This is a genomic window from Enterobacter cloacae complex sp. P6RS, from assembly GCF_014982245.1.
In the GTDB taxonomy this organism is placed as follows: Bacteria; Pseudomonadota; Gammaproteobacteria; order Enterobacterales; family Enterobacteriaceae; genus Enterobacter; species Enterobacter bugandensis.
Window position 1 is genome coordinate 203,289 of the sequence record NZ_JADCLB010000018.1, and the last position, 15,690, is coordinate 218,978.

The following is a 15,690-nucleotide window of genomic DNA, read 5'->3' on the forward strand; positions in this document are numbered from 1 at the left end:
TGATATGGATACGGTTGAAGAACTGAACGGAACGTATTTTTTGATGGTATTAACAACCTGACTGCCTGGGAACTGCTTTTCTGGATCATGGTTGATGAAACAGAAAAACAGCTGGGCATATAGGATATCGCAGGCGTTGCGGCTTTAATCCTGGGGGATAATAACATTGATATTCCCGGTAAACCGGAAACGGCAACCCGGGGAACCTCTCCGGCTTCGTTGTTTTTTCGCAGACATATCAGTTATAAATTTCGTAAAAGGATCTTACCGACGCTGACGAAGAAATCATTTTCGTTAAGAGGAATAAAAAGTTTCTGGGTCAATAATCTGGGAGCTTTCGTCGGCAGGTCTGTTCCCGTTCTGGGGTGGGTGATCCTGGCACATGACATCTCCGTTATCAGTTATCGGACCGTTACCAAGTATAATAATATAGCCCGCGAAGAGGATAAAATCTGGTGAGCGAGATAACTGACGACAAAATAAGGGATTTTATTCTTCATGAGCTACCGCTTGTGACCACTCTTTTTCTGAAGAAAGTGCTGGTCGACGATGATGTTGCCCTACAGGAACTTTATGAGGCTGACGACGTGGCGGATATGGCTGAGAAATATTTTTGTTATTTTCAAGTTCAGCCGGATGGGTTCTCTGTCAATAATTATTATCCCTTGCAGGTAAAATCAATATTCGTATGTAAAACGAACATGCAGAAAAAACCGCCGCTGACGATAAATATGTTTATTGAATCCGCCAGAGCAGGACGCTGGTTATATAAATAGTCGCAGTCAGGTAAAAAACATTATCACCACGGAGTCATTATTATGAGTCTGACGGACACGTTGCAAAACACTCTTTCCGGTTTGATTAATACCACCCTGAATCGTTATCAGCTAGATATTCCCTCATGTACCTCGCCGCTGGATGTTGAAGATTTTTGCGGAACAGAGACGTTGAGTCAGCTCTACCGCTATGACATTAGTTTCACCAGTGCCGATAAAAACATTGATGCCCGCCAGCTACTGAGCAAACCGGCGACCCTGACCATGGGGGCGGGTAACCTGTTCTCCCAGGCGGAGCGCAAGGTGGTTCACGGGGTAGTGACCCATTTTGAGCGTATCAGTGGTTCAGCCGACCAGGCAGAATACATGATAACCCTCGAACCTTTTCTGGCGCTGCTGCGTAACCAGTTCCGCACCCACCGCTTTTTCGTCAACAAATCGGTACCGGAAGTGGTGGCCGAAGTCCTTCAGGAGCATGGACTTAAAGGCTGGGAATATGAGTTCACCCTCAAGGCTGACTATCCAAAGCGTGAGCAGATTAACCAGTATCAGGAAAACGACTTTGCCTTTATTGAACGCCTGCTGGCGGAGGTGGGGATTTTCTACTTCTTCACTCTGCAGCCGGACACGCAAACCGAAGTGGTGCACTTCGCGGACAAGCAGAGTGCCTGGACCTTCGGTAAAACGCTGCCACTGAACAGCCCGTCAGGGGCAAATGACAACGGCGCTGATTCAGTGTGGGACGTGCACGTGTGGCATAACGTGGTGGCGCGCTCGGTCACGGCCAGCGACTATAACCACCGTGAAGCGCAGAACATCCTGACGTCCGTGCCGGCGGACATGACCCGCGGCGACGGCGAGGGAAACACCTACGGCGACGTGTACCATTACCGCCCGCGCCACCTTGAGCGTGGCGACAGGATTAATCCGGCGGCGGAAACCGGTAATTTCTGGGCTCGCCTGGAGCACGAGCGTTTTCTGTCGAACCAGACCACCATAACCGGCAGCAGCACTGACCACACCCTCGGCCCGGCACAGGTGCTGACCATCACCGAAACGTCCATCCCCCCGACGCTGCCCCGGGAAACGGAAAATGGCGTTGTGATTATCAGTGCCGGCTACACCGCCAGCCGTAAGAATGCGCTGAAGGTGGAATGGGTGGCCACGCCATACTACGAGAACCGCTGCTGGCGACCGGAAGCCAAAAAGCGCCCGGTGGTGAGTGGTACCCTGATGGCCCGCGTAACCAGTGCCAAAGAAAATGATATCTACGCCTGGCAGGATGCGTCGGGGATGTACCGTGTGAAATTTGATGCCGACCGCGACGACAAGCGCCAGGGCATGGAGAGTATGCCGGTGCGTTTTGCCAAACCCTACGGTGGCGATAAATACGGCTTTCACTTCCCGCTGATACAGGGCACTGAAGTCGCCATTGCATTCCACGAAGGTGACCCGGACCGCCCGTATATAGCGCATGCCCTGCACGACTCCCGCCACACTGACCATGTCACGGAGGCCAACAGCACGCGCAATGTCATCCGTACTGCCGGCCTGAACAAGCTGCGGATGGAGGACAAGCGGGGTGAGGAGCATATCAAGCTCAGTACGGAGTACGGGGGCAAGACGCAGCTTAATTTAGGACACCTGGTCAATGCAGAAAGGGCATTGCGCGGTGAAGGCGCTGAGTTGCGAACGGATGACTGGGTGAGTATCCGGGGTGGAAAAGGAATTTTCATAAGCGCAGATAATCAGCCCAAAGCGCAGGGGAAAATGTTGGATATGAATGCAGCTGTTGCACAGTTACAGGACGCGCTACAGCTGGTGACCTCTCTGGCGCAAAGCGCCAAAGCATCCGGAGCAATGGAAGCCGATACGGGGTCTCAACAACAGCTTGGTAAGGTTCTTGCGCAATTAAAAGGGGCTGGACTACTGGCTTCAGCGCCTGCCGGTATTGGTTTTGTGACACCAAAAAATATCCAGATTTCTGCAGGTCATACGCTGACTGCAACTGCAGGTGAGAATGTAGACATGGGCATAATGAAAAAACTCACTGTAGCAGCGGGTGAAGCCATAAGCTTATTTGCCCAAAAGATGGGGATGAAGATATTCGCTGCAAGAGGCAAAGTAGATATTCAGGCGCAAACCGATGCCATGCGACTTCAGTCTGACAAAGCAATGAACCTCAACAGTGTCAGCAGTGAGATTGTGTTGAACGCGGCTCAGGGGATAACCCTGACTAGTAAAGGTGGTGCCTATATAAAAATCAAAGACGGCGCAGTGGAAATTGGAGCTCCCGGTAAAATAGATCTCAAAAGCGGGTCTATCTTATGGGGGGGAAGTGCGTCGCTTGAACAGGCTCTTTCTCCTGCGACGGTGAGTGATCCCGAGTTTCATAATCCTATGAATGGTGGATTCCAAATAAAAGATCAGGCTAATAATCAGCCTAAACCGTACATTCCTTATCGGATCGAGACAGAGGATGGACAGGTTATTCGCGGCGTCACGGATGAGAATGGCTATACAGAGGCCCATTATGGTGTGGATCCTAAAGCAATTAAATTATTTTTTGAATAATCAGGAGGTATAGTGAGCGAACAAGGAACACCCGTTACGGAACATTCTCTAAGTAAAGTCGAAAAAAATTTTAAAGTTGTTCTGCACAAGTCATGTCAGTGTTATTTTCGCATAGAGACACTTGAGTTAATTTTTATTGATGAGGGTGACGCCGCGGAGATTGAAAAACTGATGAACAAGCTTAGCGAGGCAATAGATAAACAACATAAGGCCAAGATCAATTATTCTCGGGCAATAGAGGATTATGGTAATAATCTGAAAGATATTGCGAATAAAGATAAATTGCCTGGATATGAGGATAAGATCACTACGGCTGAAGCTGCTCTCGACAAAGCAACGAAAAATCTCCAGGCTGAACTAGGTGAATTTGATGAGAGTACGGGTTATAAACCCGTGATTGAGTTGATTCCTATTCAACCCTTAAATAAAGGAATGTTTGGACGTTGCTACTCTTATATAAAACAGTCTGATTATGACGCGTTTAAAAGCAAATTTACTATTGTTTCGGTTGATACATTCAGCGGTGATGCGATCTTTACTAAGGATGATAAAGGCAATATTACCGGAATCAATATCGGTGCGTTAAAAACTAAGCTAGTTGCTGCACAAAATGCCATCAAGCAGATGATGGATAATTCCATGACGGTCAGTGGGGATATTAGCTATGAAGCTACGCTGACAGAATGGGCTAATGCATGGAATAATCAATATAAAGAATATAGTAAAGACGGTAATTATATTGATGTTTCTGCTGGCGCGCAATTCCTGAGGCTTACGGCTAATGCCTCAACGTTGAATACCTGGAACCCGGATACGGGGAATGTACATATTAAAGGCGAGGCGAAAGCGGATTTGACCGTCTTTTGCGGCAAAGTGAATTCAACCATTTATGTTCCAGATAGGGTCGGCTGGGAATTAAAATTTATGGTCAGTGATACCAAGGAAGCGAAAATTGGGATTTTGAGAGCAAAGATTGAGGGGGAGTTGAGGGGGTATGTAGGCGCCTCGGCGCAGGCGGAAGGCAATCTGCAGTTTGTTACGTTTGGTAATAAGCAGTTGCTGATGGGAAACCGAACGCCTGGTTCGCGTTTCGCTACCCGAAAAAAAGAAGGCGTAACCATTAATGACAGCAAAGAGAACCCAAAAGGGCTGGAACTTAAAGGGGAAGCCTTTGGTGGCGCAAAAGTCGGTGGTAGCATGGGAGGGGCCTTGCAATGGTTAAAGCCTTTCGATTCGCTGGTTGACGAACTCCCGAATATGTTGCATACCTTTGGGCTGGATTCTCCGGCGCTAAAAGAAATTCTTCCTCCCATTAGTCAGTCAGAGAAGAAAAAAGGAGCGCATCTGGGGGAATTCCAGGATTTCGCTTCGCTAACTCTTGGGGGCGATGCGGAGTTAGGCATAGGTTTGAGTGGTGAATTTAAAGTCCGTTTCGTAAAAGGTAAGTTCAGATTCCATATTAAAGGTAGCCTCTGTCTGGGCGCAGGTGCGAAAGGCGAGGTAGAAGGTGAAATTACGCCTGAACTGTTTCCTGAGTTTGCTATCTGGGTTATTTATCAGTTATATGGCATTGATTATAAGCATCTGACTATCATTACTAAAGAAGCGTTTATGGCATTGTCTTATATGTTAGTAATGGGTGGGAGGAATATCTATAAACAATATTATAAAGAAACTCGTGCCGAATTTAGAAAAGTAAGAGATGATTTTAATAGTTTTATTGAAGAAGTATCAAATAAAATCATTGATGCTAAGATTCAATCAACTTCTCGAAATAGCTTTGCTGACGTTATTAATGCCGATCCGGGGAGTGTATATCTTTTTTCCCCAGAAGCGAAAGGAATTGCTCTATTCATCCTTACAGGTGACGGTGCTTATGATCGTATAGATATAAATAATCAAGGAGATGGTTTTTTACCTGATACTGGTAAAAACAGAAAAACAGCTGTATTATATATTTTGTCCAGTATTCAGACGAAACGGGAATGGAAGAAAGTGCTGACTCGTATTACAAAGGAAGGAACTATCTTCCCTGGAAATGAAGATGCAATCGTCAAGTTAGCTCAGAAAAATTTATCTGCATTTTTACAGATAGGATTCAACCGAGATAAAGATCTTGATGCAATCATCAATCGGTTAAACATGAGGGATTTTGACGAGGTTATGGACCGTCTGAAAAACAATCCCGCCTACGGATATGCATTCTCACCGAACTGTTCGAAACAGTATTTTTTACACTGTGACGAAAACCCGTTTTATTCCTCGTTATGTCATTTTGTGCCCGTAGATACCCAGTATAAACAAAAGTGGGAGGGAAATGAATAATGTCAAAAAATCGTCTTGGTAAATATAGTCTCATTTTAATGGTTTTTGTCAGTGGTTGTGATAATTCAGCGAGTGCAATAAAGCATACACCGCAAGAGAAAGCAGAAATTCAGCGATATCTAAGCCGTGTTAAAGCGGATTTAGTCTATGTAAAAGGAGGGACTTTTTGGATGGGCGATTTCTGCAAGAAAATGAGAGAAGGCGGCCCATATTGCTCTTCAGAGAAAGACACAAAACCACTTCATGAAGTTGAGCTCAGCAGTTATTCGATCAGTAAGTTTAAAGTCACGCACGAAGACTATAATTTTTATTTAAAAATGGCCGGTTTGCCAAAGCAGAATTTTAAAGAAAAGTTCAAAGCAGAGATGCTGGCAAGTATGAACTATTTTAAAAATAGTCCTGCGTTAATAACCTGGAGTGAGGCTAAAAATTATTGTTCTTGGTTAAAAAATGAGAGTGGATTACCCTATGATCTTCCAACTGAAGCTCAGTGGGAATATGCCGCACGTAGCCGTGGAAGGAGTATTTTAGTGGCAACGGATGATGGGGTTTGGCGAGAAAATGAGAAAAATGGAGAAGGAGAAAACTACGCTACTGATGAAGACCGAAATAAAGTTGAAGAACGGTTTGGAGTAAATGGTTTACTTGTGTTTTTTCCAGTTGATAAATATCCACCAACACCATTCGGTTTATATGGCATGGCAGATAATGGTTACGAATGGGTTAAAGACTGGTACGACCCTAAATATTATCAACACTCTCCAAGGAAAGATCCTCAAGGTCCTGAAAAACCTGTTGTTAAAGATGAGGATACCGGGCAGTACTGGAAGGTGCGGCGCGGTGGAAATCATCCAGATCCTACTGGCGATGTTGGTCTGACTTTTTTCCGCGGTTATAATATTCCAGAAAGTGATTTCCCTGATGGCACAACAGTCCGATGTGTGGTTAATTATGCGGAGCCTGTAAAATGAAAAAAATAACAAAGCAATGGAGTGTTTTATTGATTCTTTTTATTTTCGGTTGTGATGATTCAGCAAACTCAATAAAACATTCCCCGCAAGAGCAAGCAGAGATTCAGCGCTATCTAAGCCGTGTTAAAGCGGATTTAGTCTATGTCCATGGTGGTACCTTCTGGATGGGCGATTTCTGCAAGAAAATGAGGGATGGTGGTCCCTACTGCTCACCAGAGAAAGACACAAAACCACTTCATGAAGTAGAACTCAGTAGTTATTCGATAGGTAAATTTAAAATCACACATGAAGACTATAATTTTTATCTAAAAATGGCAGGTTTGCCAGAGAAGCGTTTCGAAAAAAAATGGAGGAATGATATATTAGCGGAAATGACGCACTTTAATAATAGTCCTGCTATAGTAACCTGGAATGAAGCAAATAACTATTGTAATTGGTTGAAAAATGAAACTGGATTACCCTTTTCCCTCCCCACTGAAGCCCAATGGGAGTATGCCGCCCGGAGCCGAGGGAGGAATGTTTTAGTCGCTACGGATGATGGCGTTTGGCGTGATAATGAGAAAAATGGAGAAGGAGAAAATTACGCTACTGATGAAGATCGAAGTATAATTGAAGAAAAGTTTGGAATAAATGCCTTGTCAGTTTTTTTTCCAGTAGATAAATACCCACCAACTTCATTCGGTTTATATGGCATGGCTGATAATGGTTATGAATGGGTTAAGGATTGGTACGACCCTGAATATTATCAACACTCCCCAAGGAAAGATCCTCAGGGGCCAGAAAAACCTGTTATTAAAGATGAGGATACCGGGCAGTACTGGAAGGTGCGGCGCGGAGGAGATCATCCGGATCCTACTGGCGATGTTGGTCTGACTTTTTTCCGCGGTTATAATATTCCAGATAGTGATTACCCTGATGGCACAACAGTCCGATGCGTGGTTAATAATGCGGAGCCTGTAAATTGAAAAATATAAAAAAGCAATGGAGTATTTTATTGGTTCTTATTATTTGCGGTTGTGATGATTCAACGAACTCAATAAAACACTCCCCGCAAGAACAAGCAGAGATTCAGCGCTATCTAAGCCGTGTTAAAGCGGATTTAGTCTATGTAAAAGGAGGGACTTTCTGGATGGGCGATTTCTGCAAGAAAATGAGGGGGGACGGCCCATACTGCTCTTCAGAAAAAGATACTAAACCACTTCATGAAATTGAATTGAGCAGTTTTTCCATAAGTAAATTTAAAGTTACCCATGAGGACTATAAGTTCTATCTCAAAATTAATAATTTGCCTGCTCAAACATTCGACAAAAAATGGAAGAATGCTACATTGGCAGAAATGAATCATTTCAAAAATAGTCCAGCCATAGTGAATTGGACTGAAGCCAATAATTACTGTGTTTGGTTGGGAAGGGTAACTGGTTTACCCTTTTCACTCCCGACTGAAGCTCAGTGGGAATATTCTGCTCGTAGCCGTGGTCAGTATATTCTTGTAGCAACTGATGATGGTGTGTGGCGAGAAAATAAAAAAAATGGGAAGGGAGTAAATTATGCTACGGATGTGGATCGCCAGGCTGTAGAGGATATGGTCGGGATTAATAGCACATCCGTTCATTTTCCCGTCAATGCATATCCTCCATCGCCTCTTGGACTTTATGGTATGGCCGATAACGGTTATGAGTGGGTGAAGGATTGGTATGATCCTAATTATTATAATGTAGCCGACAAAAAAAATCCGCAAGGGCCTGAGAAACCTGTTATTAAGGATGAGCGAACAGGCCAATACCGAAAAGTATTGCGTGGCGGTAATAACCCAGACCCCACCGGTGATGTAGGATTAACATTTTACCGTGGTTTCAGAATTACAGATAACCCTTATCCTGTTAGCACTACGGTTCGATGTGTAGTTAATGCACCTGACCCAATAAAAGAATGACTGGATCATTTTTACTAATGTTCATTTATAAACACATCAGGTATTTATAAAGATAATAACAGGAGGTGATATGAATAGTGATCGAGTTATTCCTCTTTCGGAATTAAAATGTCGACTTAGGGAATCGAATCAGGATGGCGGTATTCCGTTTTCTTGTAATTGAGCAAGGGGGTAAGCTAATTGCTTCATGGAAGATTGTAGATGCGAAATGGATCGAGTTATTCGGCATTGATGGCCTGAAGAAGCAATACAAATTGACACTGATGTTTAATGAAGCAAAGAACAGAGTGAGTTACAGAGAAAAATCAATCGATATCGGAATTGAACTAAGCATTGAAGTAATGGGTTTAAAAAAGTTCAATGGGGTGGTAGCAAAGAATTTAGTTTTGAAAAATTATGGGGGATAAAAACAGATGGGACTATTGGAGAACAGTATTCTTATAAATTTAGTACATCATATATAAAGAATCCTGTATTTAGTATTGTCAATAGCTCAGGTTGGGAACTCAAAAAAAGCCTGGTGGATAAATACCGCTCCATATTTCTCTGGCTTATCTTTATCGCGATGGTGTTATTCGGGTCTATATGTTTTCTGGTTTAAAGGAATAATTATGCAGGGTGTAATTCGAATTAATGATAAAACGACTCACGGTGGCACTGTAATTGAAGGAAGTTCCGGTGTGAAATTTATGGGGTTAGAGGTTGCTTGTCTAATGGATAAAGTAACCTGCCCTATGCATGGTCAAACGTATATTGCAGAGGGCGATGAAGGTTCAAAAATTAATGGCAAACCTGTTGCATTACATGGCCATCACTGCGGCTGTGGTTGTACGCTAATATCTTCATTACTTGTTGCCGGAAAACGTTAATTATGCCTGTTGATCTTAAACAGATCCCGAAGACAGAGCCATTACCCGTTCCTCCGAGTAAGTCTCGCTGGATTCTAGCGATTGTTATTATCATGATTGCGGGAGCCTTATTGGTGCTTTCTCTTTGGCCAAAAGGGTTGAGTACGCATTCCGCCTGGTTCTGGTTTTGTTCGCTTCTCGTTCCTTTCTCGGTGGGAATGGCCGGTTATATTGCCAGATTAAGGCACTATGAGAACGAACGAGATCGCGTGATGTGGTGGAATCATTTACACCAAAAGCAGCATGATGAACAAGTTTTATTGGGGCAGCAAGCCGTTGGAGTGCTTGGGATGAGCTATACCACGCCTGTTGCCAGTAACAAACTTGCTGCAGCACTTTTGAAGGGATCAAATGCACTTCAGACAAACTATTATCCATCTCTTCAGTCCACGCTGACTTCGGCCTCACTCCATACGGCATCGAATGTACGTAATGAAGCCGAGTATCTGTCCTTTCTGGATGTGGTTCTGACCCGCGTTAGCCAGCATTTACACGGAGAGATAGCAAAATTCACCGGTAACTTCGTTGTTCGCCTTCATCATGATGGCGTGTTGAAAGATGAGCAAATTTTCACTACCTGGCGAAGAGCTTTTCCTGAGTTACATGCTGTTAACGACATTAGCATCAGTACCGAAAACAATGGATTGATGTGGGTAGATGAGTGGCTCGACAAACAGGATGATACGCTGCTCCTTTCCGTTGAAATCAATTTATTTCTACTGGCCCGCGATCGACAGGCGGAATCGGTATCCGCTTTATTGCTGGCTTCTCCTTTGTGCATGGAGCGGCTGCATATAAAACCGCAAGCGTGGATACACCGCCCAGTTGTTGTGGGAGATGTCGAAAATAGTGTTGCGGATACTGCAAATTGGGGAAAAGTAACTTCCGGATTACCCTGGTATTTCTGGCGGGCCCAGGTGAAAAACGATGCACTGGCCGTTGTTCTTCAGATGATGGACAAGTGGGGATTTTTAACTGCTAAAAAAGGAGAGCAGGTTCTGGATGATGCCTTTGGCAGGCCAGCTGCTGCGTTGGGCAATATAACGCTGATTTGCGCTTGCGAACATGCCGTTACTTCGGGTTTGCCTCAGTGGTTACTTGTTGGCGCTCGTACAACCCAAATGGCTATTGTCCGCCCTGCATAATGCTACGCAAAGGATAGTGATGTGAAAAAGAAAAAACGCCTCAGTACCTGGCTAGTCGTACTGCTCATTGCGGCTATAGGCGGCGGACTGATATGGACTGAAAATCCCTTTGTTTCTCTTCGTTCTCCAGAGAAAAAAATGGCGGCTTCCCTGGCTGTCTCGGGCTTATGTTTGTTCATTTTACTCTGTGATGATTTATTTGTCCGATTGTGGCAATGGTTTATTTCTTTAAGCTTTATGAAACAGCTTCGCGAATTAACCGGGAAAGATCATCATACGGAACACATATCGCGTGCGGAGCAAGGAAAATGCAGTGAAGCGATTAATATTCTCCACCTTGCTATGCGCAACCTCTATGGCCGTTGCTGGGGATGCAAAACGCGCATCCTCCTGATAACCGGTACGGCGGCTGAAGTTGAGCAACTGACTCCCGGCCTCACCACCCAGCTATGGCAGGAAGATCGCGGAACATTACTGCTGTGGGGCGGAGACCTCAACACCCCAGCCGACAGCGCCTGGCTGACCGCACTGCGTAAGCTGCGCCGTCGTCCGGTGGATGGTCTGGTGTGGGTCACCTCAGCCTTTGATCAGCTTTCAGCGCCGGGACTGGAGCAGCCGCTACCGGTTCCTACGGAAAGCACCATGGATTCCCTGTCTCACGCCATCAGCGCCCGTATGGATGCGCTTGGCTGGAAACTTCCTCTGTACGTCTGGTCCCTGCATCCGCGCGCCGGTAAGCCGGAAGGCCGCATCGTGCAGGCGACTGGCTGTCTGTTGCCTGCCGGTTGTCGCACCGAAGGGCTGGCAGAGCAACTCTCCGCCCTGACGCCAGATCTGACCTCACTGGGCCTGCAGCAGACCTGCGGTGAAGTGAAACATAACTTCCTGCTGACGCTTGTCGACCAGCTCATTCGTGAGCCACAGAGCGTGACCGCACCGCTGTCGGTGATGCTCAATCCGTACCGCCCGCTGCCGCTGGCCGGTGTGGTGTTCAGTCAGCCTTCAGCCGGTGCAGAACGCGCCGTGCCGCACCACTGGGGCATGGATAAGCGCTGGGATGTTCTGCCTGAATCAGTCCGGACGCTTCCTGCCGGGCTGCGTCCTCGCAAGCCCGGTATTCCATGGCGCAAGGTAATGGCATCTGCAGCTGCGCTCACGATGGTGAGCTGGGCTATTTGGATGAGCATCGCGTATGTCACCAACCGCAGCCAGATTGACGGTGCGAATGCTCAGGCCGAACTTGCTGCTCGACAGAATCAGCCCCTGGAGCAGCGTCTGCACGCGCTGTCTGAACTTCATAAAACGCTGGCCCGTCTGCAGTACCGTTCTGAGCATGGTGTGCCGTGGTACGAAAAGGCCGGGCTGAGCCAGAACAATGCGCTGCTGGCGGCACTCTGGCCACACTATCAGGACAGCGCGTTGCCGCTGTTGCGCGATGCGGCTGCAGACCATCTGCAGAAGCAGGTCAGTGCCTTTAACGCGCTGCCTCCGGATAGCCCGCTGCGCGAGCAGAGGGCAAAAGCGACCTATGACCAGCTGAAACTTTACCTGATGCTGGCGCGTCCTGAGCATATGGATGGTGCCTGGTTTAGCACGGTGCTGCTTCAGGACTGGCCGAAGCGTGACGGCGTGAAAGACGGTATCTGGCTAGGCGTGGCTCCGTCGCTGCTGTCGTTTTATGGTGCACAACTGGTCACACATCCTGAGTGGAAACTGCGAGCTGATGAAAACATGGTCAGCCAGGCGCGTTCCCTGCTGGTTCGCCTGATGGGCGTGCGTAATAGCGAATCGACCCTGTACCAGAAAATGCTTTCACAGGTGGCACATCTGTATGTCGATATGCGTCTCGAGGACATGACCGGCGATACTGATGCTGCCCGCCTGTTCAGCACCACCGAGATCGTGCCAGGCATGTTTACCCGCCAGGCCTGGGAGCAGGCCGTCCAGCCTGCCATCGAAAAGGTGGTGAAGGCGCGCCGGGACGAGCTCGACTGGGTGTTGACGGACAGCAAACGTCCGGTCAGTAAGCAGGATGAAATCTCCCCGGAAACACTTAAAAATCGCCTGACGGAGCGTTATTTTGCCGATTTTGGCGGCGCCTGGCTGGAATTCCTCAACAGCCTGCGCTGGAACCAGGCCACCACGCTGTCGGATTCCATTGACCAGCTGACCCTGATGGCCGACGTGCGCCAGTCACCTCTGGTGGCGCTGATGAATACCCTTAATGTGCAGGGGCGTACCGGACAGACCGGAGAGGCGATTTCGGATTCACTGGTGAAATCAGCGAAAAATCTGCTGGGCGGTGACAATACGGATGTCATTGACCAGAGTGCCGGCGTTCACGGCCCGCTGGATGCAACCTTTGGTCCGGTGCTGGCGCTGATGGATAAAAGCAACACCGTTGCGCAGTCGCTGAGCTTGCAGTCGTACCTGACCCGCGTGACGCAGGTTCGGCTGCGCTTGCAGCAGGTGACTAATGCTGCCGACCCTCAGGCCATGACCCAGACCCTTGCTCAGACCGTATTCCAGGGCAAGGCCGTGGATCTGACTGAAACCCGCGACTACGGCAGCCTGATTGCTGCCGGTCTGGGGCAGGAGTGGAGCGGTTTTGGTCGTTCGGTCTTTGTGATTCCGATGGAACAGGCCTGGCAGCAGGTGCTGGCTCCGGCGGCCGCTAGCCTCAATGCCCAGTGGCAACAGGCGGTAGTGGCTGAGTGGAACAGTGCCTTCGGTGGGCGCTATCCATTTAACAATTCCAGCAGTGATGTATCCCTGCCGCTGCTGGCTAAATACCTTAATGTCGATTCCGGGCGTATTGCGCAGTTCCTGCAAAACCGCCTCAAAGGCGTGTTGCACAAAGAAGGAAACCACTGGGTGCCGGACAGCATCAACTCGCAGGGGCTGGCCTTTAACCCAGAGTTTCTCAATGCCATCAACACCCTGAGTCATATCTCGGATGTCGCCTTCACCGAAGGCAATGCCGGGATGAACTTCGAACTGCGTCCGGGTACTGCCGATGGCGTGATGCAAACCACCATGATTATCGACAACCAGAAGCTGATATACGTTAACCAGATGCCAGTCTGGAAGCGCTTCGCCTGGCCTGCGGATACTGAGGCCCCTGGTGCGAACCTGAGCTGGATAAGCACCCAGGCAGGCACCCGTCAGTATGCGGATATTCCAGGCGCCTGGGGATGGATCCGACTGCTCGACAAAGCTGCCGTCAGTGCTTATCCGGGCGTGGGTAGCAGCTACAGCCTGAGCTGGCTGGCTCAGGACGGTCGTACACTCAATTACACCCTGCGTACCGAAGCGGGAGAGGGCCCGCTGGCGCTGCTGAAGCTGCGTAATTTCCGCCTGCCAGAGACCATCTTCAGCACGACAGGCCTGGAAGCATCAGACCAGGCCGAAAGCGCAAGCAATGATACAGAGGACGTATATTGATGAGCACGCTCAATGTTTTACTCAGCGCCTGCCAGACTGAGCAGGAGCCACTCCTTGCGGCCACCCGTGAGCGGGTTAGGCTCTGGGATAACTGGCTGCAGCCGCTGTCCGGTCCATCACCTCAGGGTGACGACCCGGGTTATGACGATGACTTTCAGCAGATGCGCGAGGAGGTCAATAAACTCTCAGGTGCGGATACCGAACTTATTTGCCAGCTTGCAGAGAAGCTTCTGACCACGACCGCCAAAGATATCCGTGTGGCCACCTACTACTGCTGGGCAAAGCTGCACCGCGAAGGTGAGCAGGGGCTCGCTGAAGGACTTGAACTGCTGTGCGGCCTGCTGGAGCGCTTTGGTACACAACTGCATCCACAGCGTGATCGCAGCCGTAAGGCGGCACTTGAATGGCTGGCGGGATCGCGAATGACTGATTCTCTTTCCCTGTACCCCGAAGTGGTCAGGAACGATGCGATACGTACCACCGGGGCACTGCTGCTGATAGAGCAACTGACGGAAAATGAGCCGGATGAAATTCGACCGGAACTCAATACGCTGTATGGTGCTCTTGAAAGCCGCTTGCAGAAAGCGGGTGGTGTGGATGCGGTCGTGCCGCAGAACGCCAGTGCCTGCGAACCCCCTGCGAGTGCCAGCCACTACGATGCCCCGGTCATCGGACGTATCACCTCCGGACAGGATTTGCTGGCACAGGCCCGCGTGCTCGCTGAATATCTGCGTGAACAGCCGGACGGCTGGCTGTCAGCACACCATCTGATGAAGAGCCTGCGTCACGATACCCTGCGGGCCATCCCGGCCCCGGATGCGCAGGGCCGTACCCGCATCGAACCGCCAAGAGCAGACCAGCGCGCGTTACTTAAACGCCTCTACCTGCAGCAGAACTGGGTAGAGATGCTGGAAACGGCAGATAGCACCTTTTCTCGCGGTGCTAATCACCTGTGGCTGGATTTGCAGTGGTATATCCATCAGGCGCTGACGAAATCCGGTCAGGACACGCTGGCCGGTATTATCGCGGCTGACCTGAAAGGGCTGCTGACCCGTCTGTCCGGGCTCGAAACACTGGCCTTCAGTGACGGCACGCCATTTGCGGATGAAGTAACGCTGAATTGGATCCAGCAAAGCGTGCTGGATTCGACAGGCGGGTGGGGCAATGACACTCCTTCCGCACAGATGTCCCCAGGCAACGATGACATTCTGGCGCTGGAGCCGGAAGCGGTGGCACTGGCCGACAGTGAAGGCCCGGATGCGGCACTGGGCTGGTTGCAGGCCCGTCCTGGCATCACCACCGTACGCCAGCAGTGGCTGCTTCGCCTGCTGATGGGGCGTATCGCTGAGCAGTACGGCAAAAATGAGCTGGCGGTGCATCTGTTTGCGGAGCTGGGCGAGCGAGCCGGTGAAGTCACCCTTACGAACTGGGAGCCTGAGCTATTGTTTGAGGTACAGACCCGTCATCTGAAACTCCTGCGGCTGAAAGCCAGTCGCAGTGAGGCTGATAAGACTCGCCTTACACCGGTAATGGACCAGTTACTTGCCGAGCTGATCGCAGTTGATCCTGCCCGTGCCGCCGTGCTTTGCGGATGATAATTAGTCATACCTTCAG

At 48.8% G+C, this 15,690-nt stretch carries 11 protein-coding genes and 1 pseudogene; all 12 read left to right on the forward strand.

The window, feature by feature from the left end:
• Window positions 1-4 precede the first annotated feature (4 nt).
• The 12 genes and pseudogenes from INF73_RS22070 (at window position 5) to tssA (ending at window position 15,671) form a co-directional block, all read left to right on the forward strand.
• Window positions 5-459 (forward strand): annotated as a pseudogene (locus INF73_RS22070) (STM2901 family protein).
• Window positions 456-776: a DUF1493 family protein gene (locus tag INF73_RS12360; RefSeq protein ID WP_193541834.1), complete on the forward strand. Its 321-nt coding sequence runs from the start codon at window positions 456-458 to the stop codon at window positions 774-776. The pseudogene INF73_RS22070 and the gene INF73_RS12360 overlap by 4 nt, the downstream one beginning before the upstream one ends.
• Before the next feature lie 42 nt (window positions 777-818).
• Window positions 819-3,350 carry a type VI secretion system Vgr family protein gene (locus INF73_RS12365; protein ID WP_193541832.1) on the forward strand — a complete coding sequence of 844 codons (2,532 nt, stop codon included), beginning with the start codon at window positions 819-821 and terminating at the stop codon, window positions 3,348-3,350.
• Window positions 3,351-3,362: 12 nt separating this feature from the next.
• Complete coding sequence (locus tag INF73_RS12370) at window positions 3,363-5,675, forward strand: hypothetical protein (RefSeq protein WP_193541830.1); 2,313 nt, start codon at window positions 3,363-3,365, stop codon at window positions 5,673-5,675.
• Window positions 5,675-6,646, forward strand: coding sequence for an SUMF1/EgtB/PvdO family nonheme iron enzyme (locus tag INF73_RS12375; RefSeq protein WP_193541828.1), 972 nt, complete (start codon window positions 5,675-5,677; stop codon window positions 6,644-6,646). Before INF73_RS12370 ends, INF73_RS12375 begins: the two co-directional genes overlap by 1 nt.
• The gene (locus INF73_RS12380; protein WP_227413042.1) at window positions 6,643-7,611 is read left to right on the forward strand and encodes an SUMF1/EgtB/PvdO family nonheme iron enzyme; all 969 of its coding nucleotides are present in this window, start codon (window positions 6,643-6,645) and stop codon (window positions 7,609-7,611) included. Before INF73_RS12375 ends, INF73_RS12380 begins: the two co-directional genes overlap by 4 nt.
• Window positions 7,608-8,579 carry an SUMF1/EgtB/PvdO family nonheme iron enzyme gene (locus tag INF73_RS12385; RefSeq protein ID WP_227413041.1) on the forward strand — a complete coding sequence of 324 codons (972 nt, stop codon included), beginning with the start codon at window positions 7,608-7,610 and terminating at the stop codon, window positions 8,577-8,579. Before INF73_RS12380 ends, INF73_RS12385 begins: the two co-directional genes overlap by 4 nt.
• Before the next feature lie 134 nt (window positions 8,580-8,713).
• Window positions 8,714-8,986: a hypothetical protein gene (locus tag INF73_RS12390; protein WP_193541820.1), complete on the forward strand. Its 273-nt coding sequence runs from the start codon at window positions 8,714-8,716 to the stop codon at window positions 8,984-8,986.
• A 204-nt stretch (window positions 8,987-9,190) separates the two neighbouring features.
• Complete coding sequence (locus INF73_RS12395) at window positions 9,191-9,448, forward strand: PAAR domain-containing protein (RefSeq protein ID WP_193541818.1); 258 nt, start codon at window positions 9,191-9,193, stop codon at window positions 9,446-9,448.
• 2 nt (window positions 9,449-9,450) lie between these two features.
• The gene (locus tag INF73_RS12400; protein WP_193541816.1) at window positions 9,451-10,632 is read left to right on the forward strand and encodes a hypothetical protein; all 1,182 of its coding nucleotides are present in this window, start codon (window positions 9,451-9,453) and stop codon (window positions 10,630-10,632) included.
• A gap of 237 nt (window positions 10,633-10,869) precedes the next feature.
• On the forward strand, window positions 10,870-14,076 hold the full coding sequence (locus INF73_RS12405) for an ImcF-related family protein (RefSeq protein ID WP_227413040.1): 3,207 nt from the start codon (window positions 10,870-10,872) through the stop codon (window positions 14,074-14,076).
• Window positions 14,076-15,671: a type VI secretion system protein TssA gene (gene tssA / locus INF73_RS12410; protein ID WP_193541812.1), complete on the forward strand. Its 1,596-nt coding sequence runs from the start codon at window positions 14,076-14,078 to the stop codon at window positions 15,669-15,671. The genes INF73_RS12405 and tssA overlap by 1 nt, the downstream gene beginning before the upstream one ends.
• The last annotated feature ends 19 nt before the right edge of the window (window positions 15,672-15,690 follow it).

Bases quoted from the DNA above. Each gene is read 5' to 3' on its own strand.
- INF73_RS12365 (WP_193541832.1), top strand. From the start codon at position 819: ATGAGTCTGACGGACACGTTGCAAAACACTCTTTCCGGTTTGATTAAT.
- INF73_RS12375 (WP_193541828.1), top strand. From the start codon at position 5,675: ATGTCAAAAAATCGTCTTGGTAAATATAGTCTCATTTTAATGGTTTTT.
- INF73_RS12380 (WP_227413042.1), top strand. From the start codon at position 6,643: ATGAAAAAAATAACAAAGCAATGGAGTGTTTTATTGATTCTTTTTATT.
- INF73_RS12390 (WP_193541820.1), top strand. From the start codon at position 8,714: ATGGCGGTATTCCGTTTTCTTGTAATTGAGCAAGGGGGTAAGCTAATT.
- INF73_RS12395 (WP_193541818.1), top strand. From the start codon at position 9,191: ATGCAGGGTGTAATTCGAATTAATGATAAAACGACTCACGGTGGCACT.
- INF73_RS12400 (WP_193541816.1), top strand. From the start codon at position 9,451: ATGCCTGTTGATCTTAAACAGATCCCGAAGACAGAGCCATTACCCGTT.
- INF73_RS12405 (WP_227413040.1), top strand. From the start codon at position 10,870: ATGAAACAGCTTCGCGAATTAACCGGGAAAGATCATCATACGGAACAC.
- tssA (WP_193541812.1), top strand. From the start codon at position 14,076: ATGAGCACGCTCAATGTTTTACTCAGCGCCTGCCAGACTGAGCAGGAG.